General features: G+C 35.2%; 22 protein-coding genes, 1 tRNA gene and 2 pseudogenes. 18 read left to right on the top strand and 7 right to left on the bottom strand.

Annotated features, from left to right (window positions below):
* The first annotated feature begins 31 nt into the window (after positions 1–31).
* The 5 genes from HF197_RS00130 to HF197_RS00110 are packed head-to-tail and all read left to right on the top strand — an operon-like array spanning position 32 to position 6,085.
* Positions 32–715 (top strand): VirB8 family type IV secretion system protein, encoded by a 684-nt coding sequence (locus HF197_RS00130; RefSeq protein WP_168463797.1) that lies wholly within the window; start codon positions 32–34, stop codon positions 713–715.
* Positions 702–1,505 carry a P-type conjugative transfer protein VirB9 gene (virB9, locus tag HF197_RS00125; protein ID WP_246168496.1) on the top strand — a complete coding sequence of 268 codons (804 nt, stop codon included), beginning with the start codon at positions 702–704 and terminating at the stop codon, positions 1,503–1,505. The genes HF197_RS00130 and virB9 overlap by 14 nt, the downstream gene beginning before the upstream one ends.
* A gap of 7 nt (positions 1,506–1,512) precedes the next feature.
* Complete coding sequence (locus HF197_RS00120) at positions 1,513–2,973, top strand: TrbI/VirB10 family protein (RefSeq protein WP_168463795.1); 1,461 nt, start codon at positions 1,513–1,515, stop codon at positions 2,971–2,973.
* Between the two features lies 1 nt (position 2,974).
* Entirely contained in the window at positions 2,975–3,967 is a 993-nt protein-coding gene (gene virB11 / locus HF197_RS00115; protein WP_168463794.1) for a P-type DNA transfer ATPase VirB11, read from the top strand.
* A gap of 21 nt (positions 3,968–3,988) precedes the next feature.
* Positions 3,989–6,085 carry a type IV secretory system conjugative DNA transfer family protein gene (locus tag HF197_RS00110; protein ID WP_168463793.1) on the top strand — a complete coding sequence of 699 codons (2,097 nt, stop codon included), beginning with the start codon at positions 3,989–3,991 and terminating at the stop codon, positions 6,083–6,085.
* 12 nt (positions 6,086–6,097) lie between these two features.
* On the opposite strand, the gene HF197_RS00105 is transcribed toward HF197_RS00110, so the two are convergent.
* The 6 genes from HF197_RS00105 to HF197_RS00080 form a co-directional block, all read right to left on the bottom strand.
* A complete protein-coding gene (locus tag HF197_RS00105; RefSeq protein ID WP_168463792.1) occupies positions 6,098–7,291 on the bottom strand; it encodes a pyridoxal phosphate-dependent aminotransferase in 1,194 nt (397 codons plus the stop codon).
* 97 nt (positions 7,292–7,388) lie between these two features.
* On the bottom strand, positions 7,389–8,237 hold the full coding sequence (locus HF197_RS00100) for a ParB/RepB/Spo0J family partition protein (protein WP_168463791.1): 849 nt from the start codon (positions 8,235–8,237) through the stop codon (positions 7,389–7,391).
* Entirely contained in the window at positions 8,234–9,076 is an 843-nt protein-coding gene (locus HF197_RS00095) for a ParA family protein (protein ID WP_168463790.1), read from the bottom strand. Before HF197_RS00095 ends, HF197_RS00100 begins: the two co-directional genes overlap by 4 nt.
* 197 nt (positions 9,077–9,273) lie before the next feature.
* Entirely contained in the window at positions 9,274–10,140 is an 867-nt protein-coding gene (locus HF197_RS00090; protein WP_168463789.1) for a hypothetical protein, read from the bottom strand.
* Positions 10,141–10,227: 87 nt separating this feature from the next.
* Positions 10,228–10,758, bottom strand: a complete 531-nt coding sequence (locus HF197_RS00085) for a hypothetical protein (RefSeq protein ID WP_168463788.1) — start codon at positions 10,756–10,758, stop codon at positions 10,228–10,230.
* 66 nt (positions 10,759–10,824) lie between these two features.
* Positions 10,825–11,328, bottom strand: coding sequence for a TIGR02281 family clan AA aspartic protease (locus tag HF197_RS00080; protein WP_168463787.1), 504 nt, complete (start codon positions 11,326–11,328; stop codon positions 10,825–10,827).
* Between the two features lie 102 nt (positions 11,329–11,430).
* Here HF197_RS00080 and yidC point away from each other — a divergent pair, with 102 nt between their 5' ends.
* The 11 genes and pseudogenes from yidC to tnpC (HF197_RS00025) all read left to right on the top strand — a co-directional run bounded on the left by yidC (position 11,431) and on the right by tnpC (HF197_RS00025) (position 22,698).
* A complete protein-coding gene (gene yidC / locus HF197_RS00075) occupies positions 11,431–13,149 on the top strand; it encodes a membrane protein insertase YidC (protein ID WP_168463786.1) in 1,719 nt (572 codons plus the stop codon).
* Positions 13,127–13,546, top strand: a complete 420-nt coding sequence (locus tag HF197_RS00070) for a 6,7-dimethyl-8-ribityllumazine synthase (RefSeq protein ID WP_168463785.1) — start codon at positions 13,127–13,129, stop codon at positions 13,544–13,546. Before yidC ends, HF197_RS00070 begins: the two co-directional genes overlap by 23 nt.
* Entirely contained in the window at positions 13,546–14,031 is a 486-nt protein-coding gene (gene nusB, locus HF197_RS00065; RefSeq protein WP_168463784.1) for a transcription antitermination factor NusB, read from the top strand. The genes HF197_RS00070 and nusB overlap by 1 nt, the downstream gene beginning before the upstream one ends.
* Complete coding sequence (locus HF197_RS00060; protein WP_168463783.1) at positions 14,024–15,256, top strand: MFS transporter; 1,233 nt, start codon at positions 14,024–14,026, stop codon at positions 15,254–15,256. Before nusB ends, HF197_RS00060 begins: the two co-directional genes overlap by 8 nt.
* A gap of 62 nt (positions 15,257–15,318) precedes the next feature.
* Complete coding sequence (locus HF197_RS00055) at positions 15,319–15,450, top strand: AAA family ATPase (RefSeq protein ID WP_246168495.1); 132 nt, start codon at positions 15,319–15,321, stop codon at positions 15,448–15,450.
* A 56-nt stretch (positions 15,451–15,506) separates the two neighbouring features.
* Positions 15,507–16,866: pseudogene (gene tnpC, locus HF197_RS00050) on the top strand (IS66 family transposase).
* The gene (locus tag HF197_RS00045) at positions 16,812–17,387 is read left to right on the top strand and encodes a hypothetical protein (protein ID WP_168463782.1); all 576 of its coding nucleotides are present in this window, start codon (positions 16,812–16,814) and stop codon (positions 17,385–17,387) included. The pseudogene tnpC (HF197_RS00050) and the gene HF197_RS00045 overlap by 55 nt, the downstream one beginning before the upstream one ends.
* Positions 17,380–17,856, top strand: coding sequence for an RNA pyrophosphohydrolase (locus tag HF197_RS00040; RefSeq protein WP_168463781.1), 477 nt, complete (start codon positions 17,380–17,382; stop codon positions 17,854–17,856). Before HF197_RS00045 ends, HF197_RS00040 begins: the two co-directional genes overlap by 8 nt.
* A 16-nt stretch (positions 17,857–17,872) precedes the next feature.
* Positions 17,873–18,640, top strand: a complete 768-nt coding sequence (locus HF197_RS00035) for a TatD family hydrolase (RefSeq protein ID WP_168463780.1) — start codon at positions 17,873–17,875, stop codon at positions 18,638–18,640.
* 61 nt (positions 18,641–18,701) lie between these two features.
* A complete protein-coding gene (gene polA / locus HF197_RS00030; RefSeq protein ID WP_168463779.1) occupies positions 18,702–21,227 on the top strand; it encodes a DNA polymerase I in 2,526 nt (841 codons plus the stop codon).
* Between the two features lie 109 nt (positions 21,228–21,336).
* A complete protein-coding gene (tnpC, locus tag HF197_RS00025; protein ID WP_168463778.1) occupies positions 21,337–22,698 on the top strand; it encodes an IS66 family transposase in 1,362 nt (453 codons plus the stop codon).
* A gap of 75 nt (positions 22,699–22,773) precedes the next feature.
* Here the strand turns inward: tnpC (HF197_RS00025) and HF197_RS07375 are convergent, their stop codons facing one another.
* Positions 22,774–25,266 carry a WD0745 family porin gene (locus HF197_RS07375; RefSeq protein WP_246168493.1) on the bottom strand — a complete coding sequence of 831 codons (2,493 nt, stop codon included), beginning with the start codon at positions 25,264–25,266 and terminating at the stop codon, positions 22,774–22,776.
* A gap of 231 nt (positions 25,267–25,497) precedes the next feature.
* On the opposite strand from HF197_RS07375, the gene HF197_RS00010 reads away from it, so the two are divergent.
* Both HF197_RS00010 and HF197_RS07610 read left to right on the top strand, forming a co-directional pair.
* Positions 25,498–25,570: transfer RNA gene (locus tag HF197_RS00010), tRNA-Val, on the top strand.
* A gap of 140 nt (positions 25,571–25,710) precedes the next feature.
* Positions 25,711–26,241: pseudogene (locus HF197_RS07610) on the top strand (DUF6444 domain-containing protein); the annotation flags it as partial.

Genomic DNA, 26,241 nt, shown 5'->3' with positions numbered 1-26,241 from the left:
TGTTCATTAACACAAGTTAAGATTTTTAAGAATGCTGAAGTTTTTTAGACGAGAAAAGAGCGCTGAGCAGCCAGATCAGGATATAAATTGGAATACAAGTCGATATAGTACAGTTGTTGCTCAAAGAAACGTTTTACTTCTGTTTGCATTAATATTATTAGCAACGATTTCCATCAGCATATTAGCTATATTTAAAATTAGCACTAGCAGTACTGTTGAGCCGTTTGTCATAGAAATTGAGAAGAAGTCTGGGATAGTGCAATTGGTTGATCCTGTGACAGTAAAGCAATATTCTGCAGATGAAGTTCTTAATAATCATTTTATTTCAGAGTACATAAAAGCAAGAGAAGTTTTTGATCCATATCACTATAATTATAACTACTATACCAAGGTGAGACTGTTTTCTTCATCAAACGTATATAATGAATTTAGGAGTTATATAAGGTCACAGAATATGGATGATCTTTTTAATTTATATTCGGATTTTATTAAAACTGAGTTTAAAATTCGTTCAATTCAAAAATTAGGTAGCGATATCTTTCAAGTGAGGTTTACTGTGGAGTTTACAAAAAAGGATGGAACTTCTACAAAGAAAAACAAGATAGTTCTTATGTCGTACAGATATGCATCACTTGAAATGGATGATCAGCAAAGATACGTTAATCCATTAGGATTTCAAGTTATTTCATATAGGGTAGACGATGAATATGTGTAGGGTATTATTAGTTTTAGCTTTACTAATAACCAGCAGTTTCAGTGCATCCGCTGGCTATAATAAACCTCTTGCTGTGGATAGCAGAATAAAGACTTTTGTATATAGTTCCAATGAAGTGTTTACAGTGGTTTTTAGCCAAGGTTATTATTCCTATATTGAATTTGCAGAAGGAGAGAAAGTGAAGAGTATTGCAGTTGGTGATGCAGCAAGTTGGAAAATCAGCCCTTATGATAATAAATTGCTCATTATGCCATTTGAAGTCAGTAGTCGTACTAACATGATTATTACGACAACAAAAAAAAGAAACTATGTTTTTGATTTAATCTCAAGGCCAAATTATGATAAGCATCCTCCAGAAACCGATAATAAGGATGATAAGCCTGATTACTCTACTGAAAAGGATATATCTTACATAGTACGTTTTTATTATCCTCAAGACAAAGAAGAGTTTGACATTGATGATTTAGATGAAGTATCAACACCTACACAAATGCAGTATATTTCTGAAAATCCAGAGAAAGTAATAGAAGAAAATGACACAAAATATAACTACGCATATGTTGATGAGGGTGGGAATAAGGACATTATCCCAGTCATATTATTTGATGATGGTTATTTAACATATTTTAAATTTAGGGATCACAATAGAATACCTCAAATCTTTGCAGAAGATGGTAGTCCTTGCAAAAGATTATTGTTTGATAATTATATTATAATAAAAGGAGTACATAAAAAGCTATTTGTCCGTTATGAAAATGACGAAGTTGAAATTGTAAATAAGTCACTTTAGCTGTGGTATGAACAAAAATAATTCAGAAAATGAGTCAGAAATAGAAAGCAAGGTAGTAACTGTTGGCTCTACTCAAGGTTATAGAGCATTAATGGTTGTTGCTTTATTATTGCTTCTTGGAGGAGTGTATTACTTCTACTTCAGCTCTCCTTCTGAAGAGAGTACAGAGGTTATTAAAAAGGAAGAAACAAAGCAAGATATTCAGGATTTAAAGAAAAAGTTAGAGCAAGTTCCAGATAATGTAATGGTGCCGGAAAGAATAATAACAAATCCTTTACCGCCTTTACCCCCTCTTCTTACACCACAAGTCATACCAGAAGTAAAACCAATTCAAAAAGAGGAAGAGATAAAAAAAGGAGAGGAAAAGCCAAAAGAATCTCCTGTATCAAATATACCTATATTGCCAAAAAATCTGCCTCACAGTAACTTACCTACTACTTTTTCACCTTCACTTACTTCAATGGGAAGTAGCGGTTATCCTCGTGATAGGCGTGGCACACAAATGTTAGCACTATCTGGCGGTGGTGACAGGAAAAGCAGGTCAAAAGATGCAGTTTTATCTGATACTGCAGCACAATCAAGTAAAGCTACCAGAGCAGGGAAGTTTGGACTTATGATTGCTCAGGGTAAAATTATTGATGTGATTCTTGAAACTGCAATAAATTCTGATTTACAGGGAATGCTGCGTGCAGTGGTGAGTAGAGATGTTTATGCCGAAGCTGGTGATATGGTTTTAATACCAAGGGGTTCAAGATTGATAGGTGGCTATTCGTTTGATTCAAATATTGCGAAGGCTCGTGTCACTATAAATTGGAATAGAGTTATTCTCCCTCATGGAATAGATATTGCTATTTCATCACCAGGTACTGATGAGCTTGGTAGAGCAGGAGTAGGTGGAATAGTAGATAACAAAGTAACTAGTGCATTGTTTTCTTCGATATTACTTGCCGGTGTTTCAGTTGGCTCAGCTGTTTTAGGGCAAAAGGCTTCTAATCTTGTTGATACACTAAGTGCTGCAGATACGGTTAAGTCAATTACTGCAACTGAAATAGATATTTCTCCTCTCAAAGACATTATTGGAGAGGAAGCAAAAAATATACCTAGTGACAAGTGGAAGCTGGGTATTGGTGCTATTAACAAAATTAGACACGCGAAAAATGATCAAGAGTTGTTGAAAACAGTGAAAGAGGAAATAGCAAAAGCACTGGGTGGTACAATTTCTGCCGATAGCATACCCATCACTCTGGAGGATATTAATCAATTATTTAGGCAGGTTAGTAAAAAAAGTAAATCTGTTTATGAGACTGCAATTGAGCAGTCGATCAACGACTTTTCTAAGGATATGCGTGACATAGTAAACAGACAGATAGACAAAAAACCTACTATCTATGTTGATCAAGGTACTGCATTGAAAGTATTTGTTAACCAAGATATAGTATTCCCTCCACAGGCGATATTGAATAAATAAAATGAATTATGCTGCACTTGATACATATTTGGAGCCGTTACAAGGCATATTTCAAGAAGAAGGCGTAAATGAAATATCAATAAACAGGCCAAAAGAAGTCTGGATTGAAAATCGTGGTGAAATAAGATGTGAAAAGCTCGAAATATTTGATCTTAATCATTTAAAATCTCTGGCAAGGCTAATAGCTCAAGCAACAGAGCAGAAGCTTAGCGAAGAAACTCCTTTACTTTCTGCAACATTGCCAAATGGCTATCGTATACAGATAGTATTCCCGCCAGCATGTGAGCCTGATAAAGTGGTTATGTCAATTCGTAAGCCTTCCAGTATGCAATTAGCGTTGGATGATTATGAAAAAATGGGAGCTTTTTCCGAAACTGTCATAGAAGTTGTTGATGATCCGGTAAATCGTCATTTAGATTCATTGCTTAAGAAAAAGAAAATAAAAGAATTTTTGGAGTATGCTGTAATAAATAAGAAGAATATCATCATAAGTGGAGGAACTTCAACTGGTAAAACAACTTTTACCAATGCTACTTTGCATGCTATTCCAGCTGAAGAAAGAATTATTACTGTTGAAGATGCAAGAGAAATTGTTTTGAGCGATCATCCCAATACAGTTCATTTAATTGCTTCCAAAGGAGGGCAAGGCAGAGCGAAAGTTACTACTCAAGATTTAATAGAAGCATGTCTACGTTTAAGGCCAGATAGAATAATAGTTGGTGAACTTCGTGGTGCAGAAGCGTTTAGTTTCCTGCGTGCCATAAACACTGGTCATCCTGGGTCAATATCAACCCTTCATGCGGATAGTCCAGCAATGGCTCTTGAGCAAATAAAACTAATGGTTATGCAAGCAAATCTTGGTATTCCTCCAGATCAAATTATACCATATATTAAAAATGTAATAGATATTGTGATTCAGCTGAAAAGAGGTAATGGGGGAAAAAGGAATATTTCTGAGATATTATTTACTAGATCTTTGAGTCAAAATGCTTAACATGATAAGAAAAAGTAGTTTATGAGCAATGGAAATCACTTACGCAATATTCTGATAGCAGGTGTAGTAGCTTTTACTGTATTAGAATTCTGTTTCTTGTTATCAGGTGTACTATTTTTTCTATTAGTTGATGGTCCAGATGCTGTAGATTTTAGGACAATTAATCCTAGTTTAGCACCTTTTCCTGAAGCACTTTGGCCAACTATTTTTGAGTACATACAAGATTGTTGGCATCGCCCGGAAGTGTATAGCCTTGAGCTCAAAATTAAATTAATTATATCTTTTACACTACCTATTTCACTCTTAATAATTATTTTGTGGAATTTAAAGGATAGAGTAGTTGAATGGAGGCCATTTAAGAAGAAAGAGTCACTGCATGGAGATTCGCAGTGGGCAACAGAAAAAGATATACGAAAGGCAGGATTAAGAAGCAAAAGGGGGCTATTACTTGGTAAAGATAAGAGGGGATACTTTATCGTTGACGGTTTCCAGCATGCTTTGCTCTTTGCGCCTACAGGTTCTGGTAAGGGTGTCGGTTTTGTAATCCCTAACTTATTGTTTTGGAATGACTCAGTAATCGTACATGATATAAAGTTAGAAAACTTTGAGCTGACAAGCGGTTGGAGAAAGCAACAAGGGCAGGAAGTATTTGTGTGGAATCCAGCACAACCAGATGGAATAAGCCATTGTTATAATCCACTTGATTGGATTAGTAATAAGCCAGGACAAATGGTTGATGATGTTCAGAAAATAGCCAATCTAATTATGCCAGAGCAAGATTTTTGGCAAAACGAAGCAAGAAGTTTGTTTGTGGGAGTGGTGTTATATCTCATTGCTTCACCAGAGAAGGTTAAATCTTTTGGTGAAGTTGTGCGTACTATGCGTAGTGACGATGTGGTTTACAATCTGGCTGTCGCATTGGATACAATGGGTAAAATAATACACCCTGTTGGATACATGAATATTGCAGCTTTTTTGCAGAAAGCTGACAAGGAAAGATCTGGTGTTGTATCAACTATGAACTCATCACTTGAGCTATGGGCAAATCCATTGATTGATACTGCAACTGCAACGAGTGATTTTAATATTTTAACCTTTAAAAAGAAGAAAATAAGTGTTTATGTTGGCTTAACTCCTGATAATTTAACTAGATTAAGGCCTCTAATGCAGGTTTTCTATCAGCAAGCAACTGAATTTTTATGTAGAAAAATACCAGGTCCAGATGAGCCCTATGGTGTGTTATTTTTAATGGATGAGTTCCCTACACTTGGAAAAATGGAGCAATTTCAGACAGGTATTGCATATTTCCGTGGTTATAGAGTGAGATTATTCTTAATTGTTCAAGACACTGAGCAGCTAAAGGGGATATATGAAGAAGCGGGAATGAACTCTTTTCTATCAAATTCAACATATAGAATAACTTTTGCAGCAAATAACATTGAAACAGCTAATTTAATATCACAACTTATAGGAAATAAAACGGTCACACAGGAATCTCTCAATAAACCTAAATTTTTAGATTTAAATCCTGCTTCAAGGTCACTACATATCTCTGAGGTACAGAGGGCATTGCTGCTACCTCAGGAAATTATTATGCTGCCGCGTGACGAACAAATCATTCTGATAGAGTCAACTTACCCAATCAAGTCAAAGAAAATTTTGTATTATAGTGATAGTACTTTTACTAAAAGGTTGCTTAAGGAAACTTTTGTACCTACGCAAGAGCCATATGATCCAAATAAAGTCGCAGCTTCCGCTGCTGCAAATAAAGATAAAGTTGTAGATGAAGAAAGTAAGGCTATTGAAGGGCCTAATGATATTGATTATCCTGTTGAGTCTAATGCTGAAGATGCAGTGTATGATGAGCAAAAGGAAGTCGATAATGAAACTAATGAGTTTGACGATGAAGAATATGAAGAAGATGATGAAAATTTTGATGAAGAAGAGAGTGATGGATTTGATGACGATGAGGATACTGATGAAGAAGAGAGTGATGGATTTGATGATGAAGAAGATATTGGTAAAGAAGAGAGTGACAGATTTGATGACGAAGAAGATATTGATGAAGAGGAAGACTGGGATGAAGATGAGCTTGAGGATAGTCCATCTAAGAAATAATAATGGCGCTGTTTACACTAATTCTTGACATGCTTTGATGATGCTACTGCATCCAATTTCTAACTGTTCTTGAGAAGCAGCATAAGAAATTCTAATGAAATTTTCCATGCCAAATGCAATTCCAGGAACTACAGCAACCAAGTGATCTTCTAGCAAATATTCGGAAAAATCCAAGTCGTTATTTATTACTTTGCCGCTTTTTGTGCTTTTTCCTACTAAACCTTCGCATGAGACAAATAAATAAAATGCACCATGTGGTACGGATACCGATAATCCTAGAGCAGAGTTTATTTTTTCTACCATAAAATCTCTACGATTTTTAAAAACCTCTGTCCTTTCTTGCAAGAAACTATGATCGCCATTTAATGCTTCAACTGCTGCCGCTTGCGCTATTGAGTTTGGGTTAGAAGTGCTCTGAGATTGTAATGTGGAAATAGCATTTATTACATTGCTTTTACCTGCAATATAACCTATTCTCCAACCTGTCATTGCATATGCTTTTGACACTCCATTTACTACAAAAACCCTATCAAAAAGCTTTGGTTCAACCTGAGCGATGGTGAAAAATTTTTCATCATATATTATATGTTCATAAATATCATCTTTGACGACATTCACATGTGGATATTCAAGTAGCACTTGTGCTAGACCTTTTAATTCATCACTCGAATACACAGCACCTGATGGATTGTTTGGTGAGTTGAGAATTAACCATTTAGTTTTTTTAGTAATTTTGCTTTTCAATAATTCTGGTGTCAGCTTAAAATTTTGTCCGCATTCTACAACAACAGGCACTCCACCAAAAAGGCTTACCATATCAAGATATGAAACCCAATAAGGAGCAGGGATAATGACTTCATCTCCAGGGTTAATCGTTGCCATGAATAAATTAAATAGGACTTGTTTAGCGCCAGTACCAACGCAAATCTGGTTTAATTGATACTCAAGATTATTGTCTCTTTTTAGTTTCTTAATTATAGCCTCTTTTAATTCACGTGTTCCATCAACTGCAGTATATTTAGTTTTCCCTTCATTGATTGCTTGAATAGCTGCCTTTTTTATATGATCTGGAGTATCAAAATCTGGTTCTCCTGCAGCTAAAACGCAGATTTTTTTTCCTTCACTTTTCAATTTATTTGCCTTGTCTGTCACATCAATGGTGGGTGACGGCTTAATTAAGGACATTCTTTCTGCAAGATCTGACATAGGTATCATTAAAGCTAAATTTAGATGATATAGTTAAAAAGCTAGTAATTAAAGAACATTTTTAAGACTAAATTTCTATATATTATGTCTATAAAAGCTATCGATGGTTTTTACTTAAAGTTTTTAATATCAAATTCAATTCATCAAGATTATTGTAACATATCATAACCTTACCCTTAGAATTTTTATCATTAATCTTAACATTTAAACCAAGCTTGGCAGATATAGTGCTTTCTATAACTGCTATATCTTCGCTTTTACGTTCCTTTGTATTGTTGTTTTTACTCTTATAATTACTTTTTTGTAATAACTCTTCAGTTTGTCTCACACTTAGATCTTGAGACACTATTTTTTCTGCAATATCTTCTGCATTTTCAATATTAATCAATGCTCTTGCATGACCCATAGATAACTTTTTTTCATTAATCATCATTTTGATACTATCAGGAAGCGATAGCATTCTAATCATATTAGTTATGTGGCTACGGCTTTTACCTACAACTGAAGCTAGCTCTTCATGCTTATAGGAAAATTCATTTATCAATTTTCTATATGCTTCACCTTCTTCTATCGGGTTGATATCTTGTCTTTGAATGTTTTCAATAATGGATATTTCAAGACATGCTTTGTCACTTAAATCTTTTATGATAACTGGCGCACTATCAAGATTTGCAATCTTGCTTGCTCGCCAGCGACGTTCCCCAGCTATTATTTCATAACCGTCATTGTTTGAATCTTTACGCACTACAATGGGCTGTATAATGCCACTTTTTTCTATCGAACTTGCCAATTCTTTTAGCGACTCCTCATCAAAGTGCTTTCTTGGCTGAAATTTACTTGGATGAAGCAGTGCAACAGGTAAATATTCTTGCCGATCTTCTTTGTTACTATAATTATCCCCTATTAAGCCAGCGAGGCCTCTTCCTAACCTCCTTTCGTCTCTCATACCATACCTTCATTTATGAGATTCTTTTCTGTGCAGCTACTTGTATGTTTCTTCAAAATCTCCTTCGCCAAACTTATATATGCTTGTGCACCAGGACATCTGAAGTCATATACAATGGCTGGCTTTCCATGAGAAGGTGCTTCTGACAATCTTACGTTACGCGGAATAATAGTCTCATAAAGTGGAATTATGGTTTTGTATACTTTATCGTTCAAATATTGGCAAATGTCATTTTTGATTTGCTCGCTGAGCTTATTCCGTCTGTCATACATTGTTAATACTATTCCCTCTATTATAAGAAGGGGATTAAGGTTGCTTTTTTTTATTAACTCCACAGTTTTGACCAAATGGCTTAATCCCTCTAAGGCAAAAAATTCGCACTGGAGAGGAACAATAATAGAGTTAGCGGCAGTAAGGGCATTAATAGTAAGTAAGCCAAGTGATGGAGGACAATCAATGATTATATACTCATAATGATCACGTATTTTTTCTAACGTGCTTTTTAGCACAAATTTTCCTCGTTCAAGCTGTGATAGCTCAATCTCTGCGGCTGATAAATCAACTATTGATGAAATTAATGATAAATTTGGAATTTCCTTGATATTAAAAATTGCAGCTTCAATCGGCTTGTTTTCACTATTTAACAATATGTCATATATATTTTTTTCCTCTCTGCTTCGGTAAGAAATTCCAAGTCCTGTGCTAGCGTTTCCTTGAGGGTCAAGATCTACCAGTAGGGTATTTCTTCCTACAGCAGCAAAGGCTGTTGATAAATTTATACTAGTTGTAGTTTTACCAACACCACCCTTCTGATTTACTATCGCAATAACTTTACTCATAAAATAACCTTATTGTATATATGCTAGAAATTTTTTCATTAGAAATTTTTTTCTGCTACAGAAATTTTCTGTGGCTTGCTGCAAATGGACTAGCAAATTAGAAGAAAGTGCAGTTATTTCCACTTAGAAACAACTGCTTTGTAATATTTACATTAAAGTTTATAGAACCTTTTTATCACCTTATCAATAGACTTTTTTCAAAATTCAATTTTTAATGGCAATTTTGTTGTCAAAGCTGAGCTGTATTTCCCCCAACACATTGGGTAATCCATAGCTGTGGCTTTAAGATAATACTCTAACACTGGATGGATTTGCTTGCACACACCCAAATCACTTGCAACATGAGTTCCTGGGGGATGTGTTAGTTGATATTCTTTCAATTTTTGTGTTATATCCTCAACTTCTTTTTCAAGTTCCGAAAGTGCTGAAAGTGCTGGTAATTTACTCATATCATAGTCAGAGCATTTTTCGTTGTAATATTGTATATAATCGTAACCACATGCTTGTATTGCTAATTGACGATATGTCTCTGATTTGAACGTTTCGAAGTTTTGCTTTATGTAATATCCAACTAATAATAAACAAATAGGAGAAAAAATGGTAGCAAAACCGGCCATAGCAAAACCAACCATAGCAGGACCAGTCATAGCAGAAAAAATCCCAGCATTAGTGATTATACAGTAACAAGCATAGGCTGCTGCGATAATAAATACAGTTAAGAATACAGTAAGTGTTAATACACATTTTTTTTTATAGTAACGAGATTCTTGCGTTACAATTTTATCCAGCCGTTCTTTTTCCAGTTTGTATTCAGAATCTTCTTTTACATAACTAAGAAATACTTGTGTTACAATTTTGCACAATTGCTCTTCTGTAAGGCCAAAAACTGCACCTTTGTTTGGATCATAAAATGCGAAGTTATTGTCAGCATTCTTTTTTATTAGCACAGCATGGCCTGAGTTACTTTTGGAGGGAGATTTATGGACAAAAGTCACGTATGCATAGCTAGATTCATCTAGTTTAACTAACTGTAAATCTTTAGCAGTGAATGGTTTTGACTTCATGTCATGAGAAGCTAATAATTCAGTAATAATGTTAGCTATGTTGGTATTATGATTCTGTAAGTTAGATTCGAGGTTAAGAATACGCTTTTATAAATTTTTCTGCTCTTTATTTGATATGTCTAAGGTTTGACTTAATTGATCTAGTTCTTTTCTTTTTTCGTCTAAATAACCATATTTCACTAATATTCTTCTCATTTTTGCAATACTTGCTGGCCCATTTAGCCAGCTCTTATTATGGTCTTCCTTGATTAAGTCTATTATCATATTAAGATAAACATCATTTCTTTTTTTACATTTTTTGTCAGTGTAATGATGATCAGGAATTTTTTCAGAGAATTGCTTTTTGTCACTTAAAAGGTTGTGATTACTAACGTACTCACATAACATTATACAAATTCCTCCTACTTCTTCTTCGCTTGAATAACTAAAGGTCTCTTCATAATCTCCTTTAGGATAATTGTTTTCTATATAAGCTTTTCGTATTTGCTCTGCATAATAGCTGAAAATGACCTGACTGCTGAAAATAACATCTTTTCCTATATTTTTAGGAAGTAACAACCTATCCTGGCCATGTATATTAAATATTTCATAGAAAAGCTCTTTTCGACTATCTCCCATAATCTTACTTTTTATGCTAATGTTAAATTATAGCATTAATTTCTTCATAAAACAAATTAAGCAATATCAATCACGGTATAATATTAATTTATTACCTTTTATGGTGAAGTAAAAATACCTGAGAAAGCTCATTCCAAGCAGTGAGTGGGACATAGAGTGAGTGTTAACGCTGGCTTGTACATCGTTTATCAAGAAGTTACCTATTTTAACCTGGGGAATCTGCACTACTCCTGCTCTTATTTGACCTTTCGCAGTCTCATATACTTTGAAATCTTGAATGTTTTGCAAATTAATGCCAGCATGTAGGGCATCTTTTTGCGATAGGACAATATCTGTTGCACCGGTATCAAGTAGAAACGTTATATTGCGATCATTAACTTGAGCTTGAATGTAAAAATGTCCATCATAAGCTTTTGTAAATTCAATACTTCCGCCACTTTGAACTCTTCCTTTATATGGCAAAAAAGTGCTAAGAAATCTATCGCTTAATTTGTTACCATGCAAGTCTACAAACATTGCGGTTGCAACTATTATTAGCAGCCAGATAATTAGACTTTTTACCGCATTCATATTAAATTCTAAACTAAAAACGATTATTAAAAATAAGTAAATTTCATTGTTTTCATGTAATATTTAGTGTACACTTTAAGAAGATGTGTTCGCCCAAAATTTATGTCAGAAGCAAGAAATCTAGTTTTAGCAGCTGTTCTTTCCATATTAATCATGGTATTCTGGCGTGCTACTTATGATAAATTTTTTAATACAGAATCACCAGCAGAAACACCTATTGAAAATATTGAGCATATAGAGTCTTTTAACGACCTTCCTCCTATAATACACCAAGATCGTTCTGAAATTATTAATGGCACTAGAAAAAAAAGGGTTAATTTAGCCAATTATATGGTTAAAGGATCAATTTCTTTAAAAGGCGCAAGATTTGATGACTTAATTTTAACTAATTACCACTTAAAAGCAGACCCTTCTTCTCCGCAAGTGGTATTATTGTCACCTGCAGAATCAAAAGATGTCTATTTTGCAGAGTTTGGTTGGCTAGATCCAAGCAATAAAATAAAAGTCCCGGATACAACAACAGTTTGGAAAGCAGATACACATGAATTGAACAATGAGAATGAGGTCAATTTGTATTGGAATAATAGGCATGGCATTGTATTTAAAATGAAAATCAATCTGGACGATAATTACATGTTTAGAGTTGAGCAAATCGTTGAAAATAATACCAAAGATGATGTTGTTTTAGTGCCTTATGGCCGCATTAACCGTAAACGTGACAATATTAATGAATCTTATTGGATATCACATGAGGGAGTACTTGGTGCATTTGAAAATAAATTAGAAGAGTGGACATATAAAGACATCTCCAAGAAACATTTAATAAAAGCAAGCATAAGTGAGAAAAACTGGTTTGGTTTCGCTGACAAGTATTGGTTTACGGCTATAATACCGGAGAAGTCTGATAAAATAAACGTCAGTATAAAACATACTAACGCTCACAATATTGATAAATTCCAAGCAGATTTTGTGAAGCCGTATAAGACTGTGCCACCTAATTCAGTCGCTTCTAATGTAAATCACTTTTTCGCTGGAGCAAAAAAACTAAAATTGCTGGATTCTTACAAGGACACTCTGAAGATACCATTATTTGATAAAGCAGTAGATTTTGGTGTGCTTTACTTTATCACTAAACCAGTGTTTTTATTGCTTGAGTATTTTAACTTTATTTTAAAGAATTTTGGTTTAGCAATATTGTTACTAACGCTAGTAGTGAAGCTCCTAATGCTTCCCTTATCTACCAGATCTTATGTTTCAATGTTCAAGGTAAAAAGCCTACAGCCTGAGTTGACTCGCATAAAGGAGTTATACAAGGATGATAGCATGAAACAACATAAAGAGACTATTGCACTATTCAAGAGACACAATGTCAATCCAATGTCGAGCATTTTCCCGATGATAATACAAATACCGGTATTTTTTGCCTTGTACAAAGTGTTATTTGTCACTATAGAGATGAGACATGCTCCTTTCTACTTGTGGATTAAAGACTTATCAGCTTCTGATCCAACAAATGTTTTTACGCTGTTTGGGTTATTTAAATATAACTTTCCTATTTCTATTGGTATTTTGCCGATAATCTTCGGTATTACTATGATAATTCAACAAAAACTAAACGAAAAAGACCAAGCTAACAAAGATGATGTGCAAAGTGCGATGAAGTTTTTGCCTTATATTTCCGTCTTCATCTTTTCCTCTTTTCCTGCTGGCTTAGTAATATATTGGATATTTAGTAACGTCATGACCTTGATTCAACAATTATTAATAAAGCTCTTTTTAACAAGAAAAACGGTAGTAAATGTCGAAAATACTAATAGTTAATTCAGTTTATTACACTGATATAGCAAATCTCTTACTTGAAGGTGCAATTGATAAGTTAGAAAAAAGCAATTTGAGTTATGATGTGATTGAAGTACCAGGTGCGTTTGAAATACCAGCAGCGATTCTTTTTGCAGTAAAGAGTGGATATGATGGCTATTTAGCACTTGGATGCGTAATCCGTGGTGAAACCGACCATTATCAATACGTCTGCAAAGGAGTGATTGAGGGTTTAAACAAAATTGTAATGGACCATGCAGTACCCCTTGGTATGGGTGTAATTACTGCTGATAGCAAAGATAAAGCTCTAGTTAGAGCTGACAAAAATAAAAAAAACGTCGGTGGACATGCAGCCTCAACTGTTTTGCATATGGTAAATTTATATAATAAGTTAAAGTAATGGAGGAAAAATCTGCAGATAAAAAATGGCGCATAAAAAGAAGTAGAGCAAGATTTCTTGCTGTGCAAGTTGCTTATTCAAATATTTTTATAGGTTACGATAAAAGCACTTTTAAGCTAGAAAATTGTGAACTTAAAGGCTGCGTAAGTAAATTAGCAGATGTATTTGAGTACGAAGAATTAGATTATCAATTCTTAGAAGAACTGTTATACAAAGTTATCAGTAGTAGCGAGGAATATGATAAAATAATAGAATCTCACCTACATCCAAGCTGGTCTCTCTCACGTTTAAATCTTATAAGTTTATCTATTTTACGTGTTGCAATATGTGAATTAGCCAATTGCGATACGCCAGCAGCTGTTGTGATTAATGAATATACTAATATGGCATCTGATCTGCTTGATAAGTCAAGTGAAGTTGGTTTTATTAATGGGTTATTGGATAAGGTAAAGGATAAAGTGAAACGAAAACCATCAGATGAGTAAATCTCAAGCTTGGTTAACTTGGCTAATTAGCAACTTAGTTGTTGTGTTTAGCAATATGCAAATAATATACACTTTTATAAGTGTGGATCTTGAAAAAGAACTTGGATTAACAATCACTCAAGTTGCATTAGCTAATTCAGTATACACTTGGACTTTTGCTATATTTCAGTTCTTGAGTGGAGCAACATTTAACGTCTTTTCCGTTAGAAAGATTTACTTTTTTTCAATGCTATCCATGATTCTTGGGTTTATTTTGCTCATTAATGGTAATAACTTCCCTTACTTGATCGTGTCTCAAGTAATGATTGCAATTGGAGCATCATTTGGCTTCATTGGTGCTGCTCATGTGAGTAGCAAATATTTTCCTGTTGCTCAATTTGGATTGATGTTTTCATTAGTGCAGACAATTGCAAGCCTTTCTGCTTTAATAATCCAAATACTTTTTGCTGATCTGCTGGCTGGAAGTGCATACTGGAAAAATCTCATTATATGCATAATATTATTCGGTGTATTAATATCCATACTTACATTTTTCTGCTCAAATGCACCAGCAGAAAACAGTGCAGAAAAAAACACAATAAAAAGCTCTATAAACACAGTGATACATTCTATGTTAACAGTGTTAAAATTAAGAGGTATTTGGATAACTTCAATTGTGGGTGCTATTACTTTCGGGACATTTTTAGCGCTAAATACTTTATGGGCTCCAAGGTTACTAAGTAGTGCAGGACTCAATTCAACCCAATTGGGCATAGCAACTGGAATATTATGGCTTGGTCTTGCAGTTGGAGCACCAGTTTCGGACCAAGTTTCAAAGTTATTTAGAAATAGGAAACATGTAATCTCTGCTTTTGCTTTGCTACAAGGCATTTCAATCATTACTTTATTATACATTCACTTAACAGCTTATTCTGTATACTTTTGCATGCTAATATTTGGCTTTGCTGCAGGGGGACACATGCTTAATTTCACCGTTGGTAGCGAGCTCGTAAAGCAAAAATACATCAGCACATCATCTTCTGTCATTAATGGATTTATGTTTATTGCCAGTGGCATTATAGCATCAACATTAGCATTTTTCACAGATCATCAAACAGCACTTTTTGTAATATTTGCAATGTTGGTAGCCGCTGGCGTTTTAAACTATGCTACAAAAGAAACTTACCCAAAAAGTAGTATACAAAAAAGAACTCATAGCCAAACCTTATTATATAAGAGGTCTTAGGACCTTGCAATATTTTACTTTTCGTATATATATACTTTTTATACAATTATTGATGTCTATCTATGAGCAAGGCTCTAATCTACTTAATCGGCTTTCCAGGCAGTGGTAAATCTACTACTGCAAGGGAGCTCTGTAAGTCTATTGATGCGGTGGTAGTGAGCAATAATTTATGTATCCATTCAGCCGGGCGGTAAAATAAAGAGTAGACAAGGAATGCTAAAAAGGTAAACTAGAGTGGCTGTGAGGTAATATGGTTGATCTTTTAGAATTTTGCGAAAGTTTAAGCAGACTATAGAAAAGTTAGAAACAAAAATAGAAGAGCTTAAAGCAGAAAATAAAGCGCTAAGGATCGAAAACGCTGAGTTAAAAGAAGGCTTGGCTTAAATTCAAAAAATTCATCTATACCAAGCTCCAAAGAATTATATAAGATGAGGGAAAATAAGCCAAAAAGTGACAGGAAAGTAGGAGCACAGGTTGGACATAAAGGCAGTTACCGCCCTAAAATGGAGGCAGATGAGATGGTAAAAATAGAACTGCCCAATACGTGTGAGTGCGGAGGAGAAATTGCGGTATCAAAAGATCCGTATACTCATCAAAAGGTCGATTTGCCGGAAATCAAGCCGTATGTAGTTGAATATTAACTAGAGCATGGACGTTGCAAAAGATGTGGAAAAAGAAAAAGTAGCAAGCTACAAGAAGGAGTAACTGCGGACACATTTGGTCCAAGAGTTAAGTCAGTAATTGCAGCATTAAGTGGATTTTACAAGAATTCGAAAAAAGAAGTGGCAAATATTATAAAGGACATTTTCAACCTGGATATCAGCGTCGGTAGTGTATCAAATAGCGAGGCTAGAGTGGCAGAAAAATGCCAAGAAGCATATGAGCAAATTGAGGAAGAGGTAAGCAAGAGCAAAATTTTACATATCGATGAAACTAGCCATTACAACAAAGGTAAACAGGGCTGGTGCTGGATGTTTGCGAGCAAAATAGGAAGTGTGATCAAATTGACAGAGTCAAGAGGGATGAAAGTCCTGGAAAATAGTAAATTTGGAAAGAATAACAACCTAGTAGTGACCAACAGATATGCAGCTTACAACTACTTTTCCAGCAAGAAAAGGCAGGTCTGTTGGGCACATTTAGCAAGAGATTTTGAAAGGTTGTCTCATAGTTGGAATAGCGAAGTGAAAGTTTTGGGGTATTATTTAAGGAATGTTGCTACTGAATTATTTGCATTGAAAAAAGCTCTGTTAAAGGATGAAATAGACACATTAAGGTTCATAAGAAGAGCAAGAAAATTACGCAAGCGAACGAGATATTACTTAAAGAATATATCAAATTTACCCGAGGCAATTGGAGCGTCTCGAGTAGCAAAAAATATCATGAAATCGGATCTGATGATGTGGAAATTTTTGGACGATCCAGAAAATATTCCACTGACAAACAACTATGCTGAGCGACAGATTCGGCATTACGTTGTTTACCGAAAAGTTTCATATTTTACACAATCGAAACGGGGAAATATGTTTCTTGAGAGGATAATTTCATTGTACTTGACTTGGAGGCAAAAGAAGTTAAATCTTTTTCAAAACCTACTGGCTATTGCTTCTTAAGCCATACACCTGAATGGATACATAATTTATTTAATAATATCATATTTAATATTGTTAAATTAAATAATACTGAAGTTCCGGATGATTTATGGAAAAGTATTTTTACAGTGAGGGAAAATATGCTAGCAATATTGGAAAAACACTATATAAAATCAAAGCATTACATATTCACAAATGAATTAATAGATGGTGATCCTTATGACCAGAGGGTATACAATTCAGTGGTAAGATTAAGTGAAAAAATGGGTGTGACAATGCTTTCTATAGTACTACATTGCGATTACAAAAAGCTAATAAAGCGTATTCAATCGAGTAAGAGGCGTAAAGTAAACAAAGTTACTGACCCAAGCTATATTAAGAAAAAAATTGCAGGGAAAAAGCTGTTCGTGCCTAATGGTGCTCTTGAAATTGATAACTCAAACTTAAGTGTTAAAGAAGTTGCAAAAAAAATTATTGATAAGGTGAGGAACAAAAAATTAGTTGAGGCTTCCATTTCATCGTTAGAGCGCACTCGTGGTTAGGGAATATCGTTCTTGTGTTGGTATCATGCTATTTAATAAGCAGGGGCATGTTTTTACTGGAAAACGTATTGACAGCGATAACTATTGGCAAATGCCACAAGGTGGTATTGATGATGGCGAAGAGTTAGAGCAGGCAGCATTACGTGAATTGTTAGAGGAAGTTGGTACCACAAAAGTGGACATTATTGCCAAAAATCAGGATTGGGTGTACTATGACTTACCAGAAGAAATAATACCAATATGCTGGAATGGAAAATACTCTGGCCAGAAGCAAAGGTGGTTTCTCATGAAGTTTTCTGGAAATGATGAAGATATTAACATTAATTATACTAACCATCCTGAATTTAAAGAGTGGCGTTGGCAAAGTATAGACAAGCTAGTAGATAGCGCTATATCATTCAAACAAACAGTTTATAAAAAAGTAGTAGAAGAGTTTTCTTTTATAATAAAAGCCTCTATTATTGAGTAGAACTTACAGTGAATTCGTGATAGTAGACTCTCATTGCCATCTGATTTATTTTTCTGATGATGAAATACCAAAGATAATCTCCAGGGCAGAAGAAAATGGTGTAAAAATCTTACATAATATATGTATAAGTATTGATGATGTTCCTAAATTATTAAAAATTTCTGCAGATTATGAACAAGTCTACTCATCCGTTGGAATACATCCACTTGATGATACTATAGAGAGGGGTGAATGTATAAACATTGATGAATTAATTGAATTTACTAAGAATAAAAAGGTAATTAGCATAGGTGAAACTGGGTTAGATTTTTACAAATCTAATAACAAAAAGAACCAAAAAAAGAATTTTGCAACACAAATAGAAGCAGCAAGAACAACTGGATTGCCACTTGTTATTCACAATAGAAGTGCCGATGATGACATGGCTAATATGTTAAAATCAGAAATGAAAATTGGCACTTTTGGTGGAGTAATGCACTGCTTCGCTTCTTCTCAAGAGCTTGCTTACCAAGCTTTAGATTTAGGGTTATATATTTCGTTTTCCGGCATAATCACCTTCAAAAACGCTAATCTACTGAGAGAAATTGCAAAAAATGTTCCTAGAGAGCGTGTTTTGGTCGAAACTGATGCACCTTACCTTTCACCTGAACCTTACAGAGGGAAAAAGAATGAACCTGCAATGGTAAAATATGTTATAGATTGCTTAGCAGAATTGTGGAACGAATTGCCAGATAAAGTAGCAGAAATCACTACAAGTAATTTTCTTAGATTGTTTAAAGTATAAAACAAGAGCTTGATTTTTATAGTTAAATAATTGACCATAATAGCGTACATCAACACCTATAATGAAGGAAAAAACTTTCACAATCATCGATGGCTATGGTTTCCTTTTCAGGGCTTATTACGTATTACCTCACTTAATTACCACAACCGGCATACCAATCGGTGGAGTGTATGGGTTCCTCAATATGGTACTTAAGTATATTGCACATTCAGACTACTTAACTATAGCTTTTGACGCTGGAAAGAAAAACTTTAGGCACAAATTATATTCTGAATATAAGGCAAACAGAGTTTCACCTCCTGATGATTTAATTCCGCAGTTTGCTATACTGAGAGAAGCAGTTGAAGCATTTAATTTGAGCTATGAAGAAGTTGAGGGCTTTGAGGCTGATGACATAATTGCAACAATGGCTGCAAGATATGCTGGCAACCAGGATTTTAAAGTAGTAGTAGTTTCAGCAGATAAAGATTTATTTCAACTCCTGAATTACGATATCTTAATATTTGATCCTATTAAGAACATATACATAGACGAAAAACGGGTAGTGGAAAAGTTTGGCGTAAATTCAAGTAAACTGCTTGATTTATTTTCCCTGATGGGTGATGCCTCAGACAATATTCCCGGTGTGCCAGGTATAGGGCCAAAAACTGCAGCTAAATTGCTGGATGAGTTTGGTTCATTGAATGACATTTTGGAAAATGTTGATAAAATTGAGCAGACCAGAATACGCAATATTCTGACTGAACATAAAGAAAAAGCATTAATTTCACGGGAGCTGTTATCACTATATGAGAAAGTAGATCTTCAGCATGACATTGCAAAATATGAAATTCACCCTCCAAGTATGGATAGGCTACTATCCTTTTTAAAGAAGTATGAGTTTAACTCTTTAATAGGCAAGGCAGAAAAACTCTTTTTCTGCAACACACCCAGTGTAGAAGAGAAAGTAGAGTATAACAGTAAAGAATTAGAGAAATTTTTAGAACATTGCCGATATGAAGGTAAGATCGCAGTTTACTGTCATTTTGAAGACAATGTGTTAAGCAAGGTTTCTTTGTCCTATAATGAAAACAACATTTTATATGTAGAACAAAACAATATACAGACTGCAATTTCCACAATTAGCTCAATTTTACTTTCAAGTGGAGTACTCAAAATAATCCATAATATTAAAGAAGTCAGGAAATTCTTTCCTATGATAGAAAAAACACTAGGCTCAGTGGATGATTTAATGCTGATGTCATATAGCCTTGACACCGGAAAACACAACCACAGCTTGTCAAACATCGTTGCATATAATTTAAGTGAAAATTTAGACACCTTTTCAGCAAAAATTTTAATAGCTCTTCATGAAAGGCTAACGCAAAGATTATTTCAAGAAAAGCTTTTTACGATCTATGAGCGTTTTGATAAGCCACTTCTGGGAGTAATATTTGATATGGAAAAGAATGGAATATTGCTGAATACTCACAAATTACAGGAACTATCAGACAAATTACATCAGGTAATCACCGTACTTGAGGATAATATATATAATTTAGCAGGGGAAAAATTTAACGTTGCTTCACCAAAGCAGTTAAGTGATGTTCTATTTAATAAAATGGGGCTTAATAAGAAGAAAAAATCAAAATCTGGTGCGTACAGCACTAATTCTGAGGTTCTTGAGGCACTTGAAGCAGAAGGAGCAGAAATTGCCGGTAAAATTCTAAATTGGCGGCATTTAAGCAAACTGAAAGGCACTTATACTGACGCACTGATAAAGCAAGTAGACCCAAAAGATGACAGAATACACACGAACTTTTCAACAACTGTAACTGCAACTGGAAGACTGAGTTCCAGTAACCCTAACTTGCAAAATATTCCTATCAGGAGCGAAGAAGGAAACCTAATTAGGCAAGCATTTATTGCATCAAAGGGACACAAAATAATTTCTGCTGATTACTCACAAATAGAGCTGAGACTCTTAGCACATGTGGCAGATGTTACAGCATTTAAGGAAGCTTTTGCAAGCGGACAAGATATCCATAACATCACTGCAAGACAAGTTTTTGAAGTGCAAGAAGTAGATGAACAATTAAGGCGAAAAGCAAAATCTATTAATTTTGGCATTATATATGGCATTAGTCCATTTGGCCTCTCAAAGCAGCTCGGAATTACCATACAAGAAGCAGCTGAATACATTAATTACTATTTTTCCTGCTACCCAGAAATAAAGGCTTATATGGAAAAAGCAATCTCAACTGCAAGAGCACATGGCTATGTAGAAACGTTATTTTACAGAAGATGTTTTGTGAGGGATATAAACAACAAAATTCCTTATATTAGGCAATTTGTAGAAAGAGCGGCAATAAACGCACCACTGCAAGGCACTGCTGCTGATATAATAAAACGTGCAATGATTCGGCTCTTTGACCAATTAAAAGTGGGAAAAATCATACTACAAGTTCACGACGAATTGCTGGTTGAAGTAGAGAATGAAAAAGTGCAGGAAATTGCAGAGCTTATAAAAAGTGTAATGGAAAATGTGGTAAAAATTTCTATACCACTTGAAGTGGAAATAAAAATTGGTGATAACTGGGCATTTTAAGACTTGTATGACACTGCAGTTAAATAAATCGTATCCATTCAGCCGGGCGGTAAAATAAAGAGTAGACAAGGAATGCTAAAAAGGTAAACTAGAGTGGCTGTGAGGTAATATGGTTGATCTTTTAGAATTTTGCGAAAGTTTAAAGCAGACTATAGAAAAGTTAGAAACAAAAATAGAAGAGCTTAAAGCAGAAAATAAAGCGCTAAGGATCGAAAACGCTGAGTTAAAAGAAAGGCTTGGCTTAAATTCAAAAAATTCATCTATACCAAGCTCCAAAGAATTATATAAGATGAGGGAAAATAAGCCAAAAAGTGACAGGAAAGTAGGAGCACAGGTTGGACATAAAGGCAGTTACCGCCCTAAAATGGAGGCAGATGAGATGGTAAAAATAGAACTGCCCAATACGTGTGAGTGCGGAGGAGAAATTGCGGTATCAAAAGATCCGTATACTCATCAAAAGGTCGATTTGCCGGAAATCAAGCCGTATGTAGTTGAATATCAACTAGAGCATGGACGTTGCAAAAGATGTGGAAAAAGAAAAAGTAGCAAGCTACAAGAAGGAGTAACTGCGGACACATTTGGTCCAAGAGTTAAGTCAGTAATTACAGCATTAAGTGGATTTTACAAGAATTCGAAAAAAGAAGTGGCAAATATTATAAAGGACATTTTCAACCTGGATATCAGCGTCGGTAGTGTATCAAATAGCGAGGCTAGAGTGGCAGAAAAATGCCAAGAAGCATATGAGCAAATTGAGGAAGAGGTAAGCAAGAGCAAAATTTTACATATCGATGAAACTAGCCATTACAACAAAGGTAAACAGGGCTGGTGCTGGATGTTTGCGAGCAAAATAGGAAGTGTGATCAAATTGACAGAGTCAAGAGGGATGAAAGTCCTGGAAAATAGTAAATTTGGAAAGAATAACAACCTAGTAGTGACCGACAGATATGCAGCTTACAACTACTTTTCCAGCAAGAAAAGGCAGGTCTGTTGGGCACATTTAGCAAGAGATTTTGAAAGGTTGTCTCATAGTTGGAATAGCGAAGTGAAAGTTTTGGGGTATTATTTAAGGAATGTTGCTACTGAATTATTTGCATTGAAAAAAGCTCTGTTAAAGGATGAAATAGACACATTAAGGTTCATAAGAAGAGCAAGAAAATTACGCAAGCGAACGAGATATTACTTAAAGAATATATCAAATTTACCCGAGGCAATTGGAGCGTCTCGAGTAGCAAAAAATATCATGAAATCGGATCTGATGATGTGGAAATTTTTGGACGATCCAGAAAATATTCCACTGACAAACAACTATGCTGAGCGACAGATTCGGCATTACGTTGTTTACCGAAAAGTTTCATATTTTACACAATCGAAATGGGGAAATATGTTTCTTGAGAGGATAATTTCATTGTACTTGACTTGGAGGCAAAAGAAGTTAAATCCTTTTCAAAACCTACTGGCTATTGCTTCTTAAGCCATACACCTGAATGGATACCAATAAATCAGTGTCAATACACACCACATTAAACTGTGGTGTGTATTAGCTTGGTTAAAAAGAGAACTTCACACCAGTAAGCAGAAGCGCTCCTTTGTTAGGTGGTACATCACCACTACCACTTTTCGTAGTAATTTTATGATCAACACTTTGCTTCTCTTCAGTAGTGAAGAGGTGAAGAACTGCGTAAGGAACAAACTTGCTCTTACTGCAAGCAGGTGACAGATCATATTGAACACCAAGTGCAACATCATGAAGCTTGTCTCCATCATTCATAACGCTACCAAAGTATGTCAAACTAGTATAGATGTTTTCACGTTGATAACCAGCACCAGCAGTCCAATACATAGTGTCGTTACTATCTTTACCAAATTGATCTGCAATCCCTTTCACTCTTGGATCACTTGTCTTAAGATCTACATAATCATTACCACTTAATGTTTTTATAACCTTTGGTTGACCAGACTTACCTAAATATGCAAAAGAGGCAGCAGCTTTTATGCTTTGACCTTCATCGACCTTATAATCAGCACTTACACCTAAGTTCACACCCATTAGGTCATTGTACTCTACATATTCAGTATAAGAATGCTTATCCTTGTTTGGTTGTTTTGCTTTACCAAATTCACCAACTACAGAGCCTTTGACTTTCACTTTGTATTCCTCAAAGTCATACTCATAAGTTGCACCAGCACTTATTATGTGCTCGTAGTCCGGACCAACATGCCTTACACTGTTACTACCCCAAGTACCCTTGACTGCTTCAGAAAGCACTGAATTTTGAAATGCACCTTCAACTGCAGTTCTAGCAGTTCCAGAATCAGCTCCTTTATTCAAAAATTCATTTAACGTCTCTTTTAATTCTTTGATAAATTCATCCTTAGTACCACCTGTGGTGCCTAAGCTTGCTTCTAGGCCTGTCAATTCACTTTTCATTGCAGCAGCATTTGCAGGCTTGTCTACAGCAGCTATGCCACTTGGAACACTCTTCACTCCGTATCTATCGTACTCAGTAGGCACAGTTAGAGTAGCTTCTTTAATTGCAGGCAAGATCTTAACTGCCTCGTCAAGAGCTGCTCCTTTTTGAGCACCTGTAACAGCAGCATCAAAGCTCAAACTACCATTATTTGTAACTAAAGCATCAATTGCTTCATCTGTTGACTTATAAGTGTTTCCACTAATGTCAGCAGTGCTATCAAACGTACGTTTACTAGCATTAACAAACGAATTAGTAATCTCATCAATTTTTGTTGTATAAGGGTTACCAATTGCACTCTCACTTACACTAAACAAGCTAGCCTCATAATGAGGAGCGTAGCTGATACCAAATCTTGCACCCATGTATTTTGGTGAGTAGTAAGCTACTCTAAATGGCAATGTGGTCATAACACCTTTGTTATATTTGCCTGCCATGCGGAAAGAGAGTTTTTCACTTTCACTTGAGAAGCTTTCTGTATAAAGACGTGGAGTTACATAGAATGGAAAGCTTGCAGCACTTCCCTCTAAGTTAACTTTTCTGTACCAGTCGCTATCTGGACCTCCATCAACAGTTGCAATTCTTGTTGCATCAAGTCTCATAAGAGCTTCAGGACCAAATTGGTAACCGAGTTTCACATCACCATACTCTGAATTTATAAACACATGTGCACTTCTGCCTCTTGCAGCATTAATACCTTGCGATGTACCCTTTCCTTCTGTAACTGGAACATGGAATTGCACATCAGCACCATAAAGAAGACCAAGCTCTTCATTTTTATTTTCTGCTCTCAAGTGCAATATTGCATCTGCAATCATACCAGTGTCATTGCTATAATCACCAAGGTTTCCTATCCCTCTTGGAAAGATTGGATTTGCTCCCTTTATTGCATTATCAGTAGCACTATAATAATCTACAGCTTTGCCAGCCATAATATGATAGCGCTTATACTCATCACCACTTGGACCGACTTTACCATAACCTTGAGCATCAACAACACCACCAAAAGTTATTCTCAAGCCATCTTTTTCTTGACTAGCACTCAGAATATCCACACCGTCAGATGAAACAACAGGGTTTGCCTTCTCTACACTTTTGTTAACTGTTTTTACGCTTCTCGTTTTATCACTAACTTCAGCTTTAGCATTACGAGCCTTAGCTTTAGCTTCTTCTTTCAAAGCTTTATTTTTTTCTTTGAGAGCTTGCGCTTCTTTTCTTTTTGCCTCTTTCTCACTTGCAAGCTTCGCTTTTTTCTCACTTGCTAATCTAGCCTCTTCTTTTTTCTTCTGCTCAGCTGCTAGCTTCATATCCTCTTTTCTTTTCAGATCATCAGCTTTCTTTTTAAGCTCGTCAGCTTTTTTTCTTGGATCAGCATTGCATATTCTGTCCATTTTCTCTTTCAGCTTTGGATTTGCTGTTTTCATTACTTCCATTTTTGCAGAAGTTTTTGTGTTCTCTTGCTTTTCTACTTCCCTAACACTTTCAGTAGAAAAATCAGCTGCAAAGCTGCTGAAAGAGTAAATGGTTAATAAAGAAGCTAGAGCAGTTCTAGTGTAGGTAGATTTTTTCATTGAAGTGCCCCCAAAAAAATTTCGAAATCATTATATAAAAAATGTTGAATGTTCAACTTACAGCAATCTTATAGCGAAAGTAGAAGTAAAATGCAATACCTTAAAAGCATCTTTTTTAATAAATCATTATGTTTGGCATACACGTTAACCAAAACTTAGTTGTCAATTAGATCATCTTATGGATAGTCTATTGACTTGCATTCTAGCAAAGTGCTACACTTAAGGCCCGATGGGTAATTAGCTCAGCTGGTAGAGCACTTGCTTGACGTGCAAGCGGTCGCTGGTTCGAACCCAGTGTTACCCACTATTTAACATAATCTCTTAATATTAACCTATGTTTTCTCAAAAGGATAGAGCATTTTTGCGTATCCATTCAGCCGGGCGGTAAAATAAAGAGTAGACAAGGAATGCTAAAAAGGTAAACTAGAGTGGCTGTGAGGTAATATGGTTGATCTTTTAGAATTTTGCGAAAGTTTAAAGCAGACTATAGAAAAGTTAGAAACAAAAATAGAAGAGCTTAAAGCAGAAAATAAAGCGCTAAGGATCGAAAACGCTGAGTTAAAAGAAAGGCTTGGCTTAAATTCAAAAAATTCATCTATACCAAGCTCCAAAGAATTATATAAGATGAGGGAAAATAAGCCAAAAAGTGACAGGAAAGTAGGAGCACAGGTTGGACATAAAGGCAGTTACCGCCCTAAAATGGAGGCAGATGAGATGGTAAAAATAGAACTGCCCAATACGTGTGAGTGCGGAGGAGAAATTGCGGTATCAAAAGATCCGTATACTCATCAAAAGGTCGATTTGCCGGAAATCAAGCCGTATGTAGTTGAATATTAACTAGAGCATGGACGTTGCAAAAGATGTGGAAAAAGAAAAAGTAGCAAGCTACAAGAAGGAGTAACTGCGGACACATTTGGTCCAAGAGTTAAGTCAGTAATTACAGCATTAAGTGGATTTTACAAGAATTCGAAAAAA

This window comes from Wolbachia endosymbiont of Ctenocephalides felis wCfeT (genome assembly GCF_012277295.1).
Taxonomy (GTDB): domain Bacteria; phylum Pseudomonadota; class Alphaproteobacteria; order Rickettsiales; family Anaplasmataceae; genus Wolbachia.
Note: the sequence above shows the minus strand (reverse complement) of the source record. Positions and strands in the feature narration are given on the sequence as shown.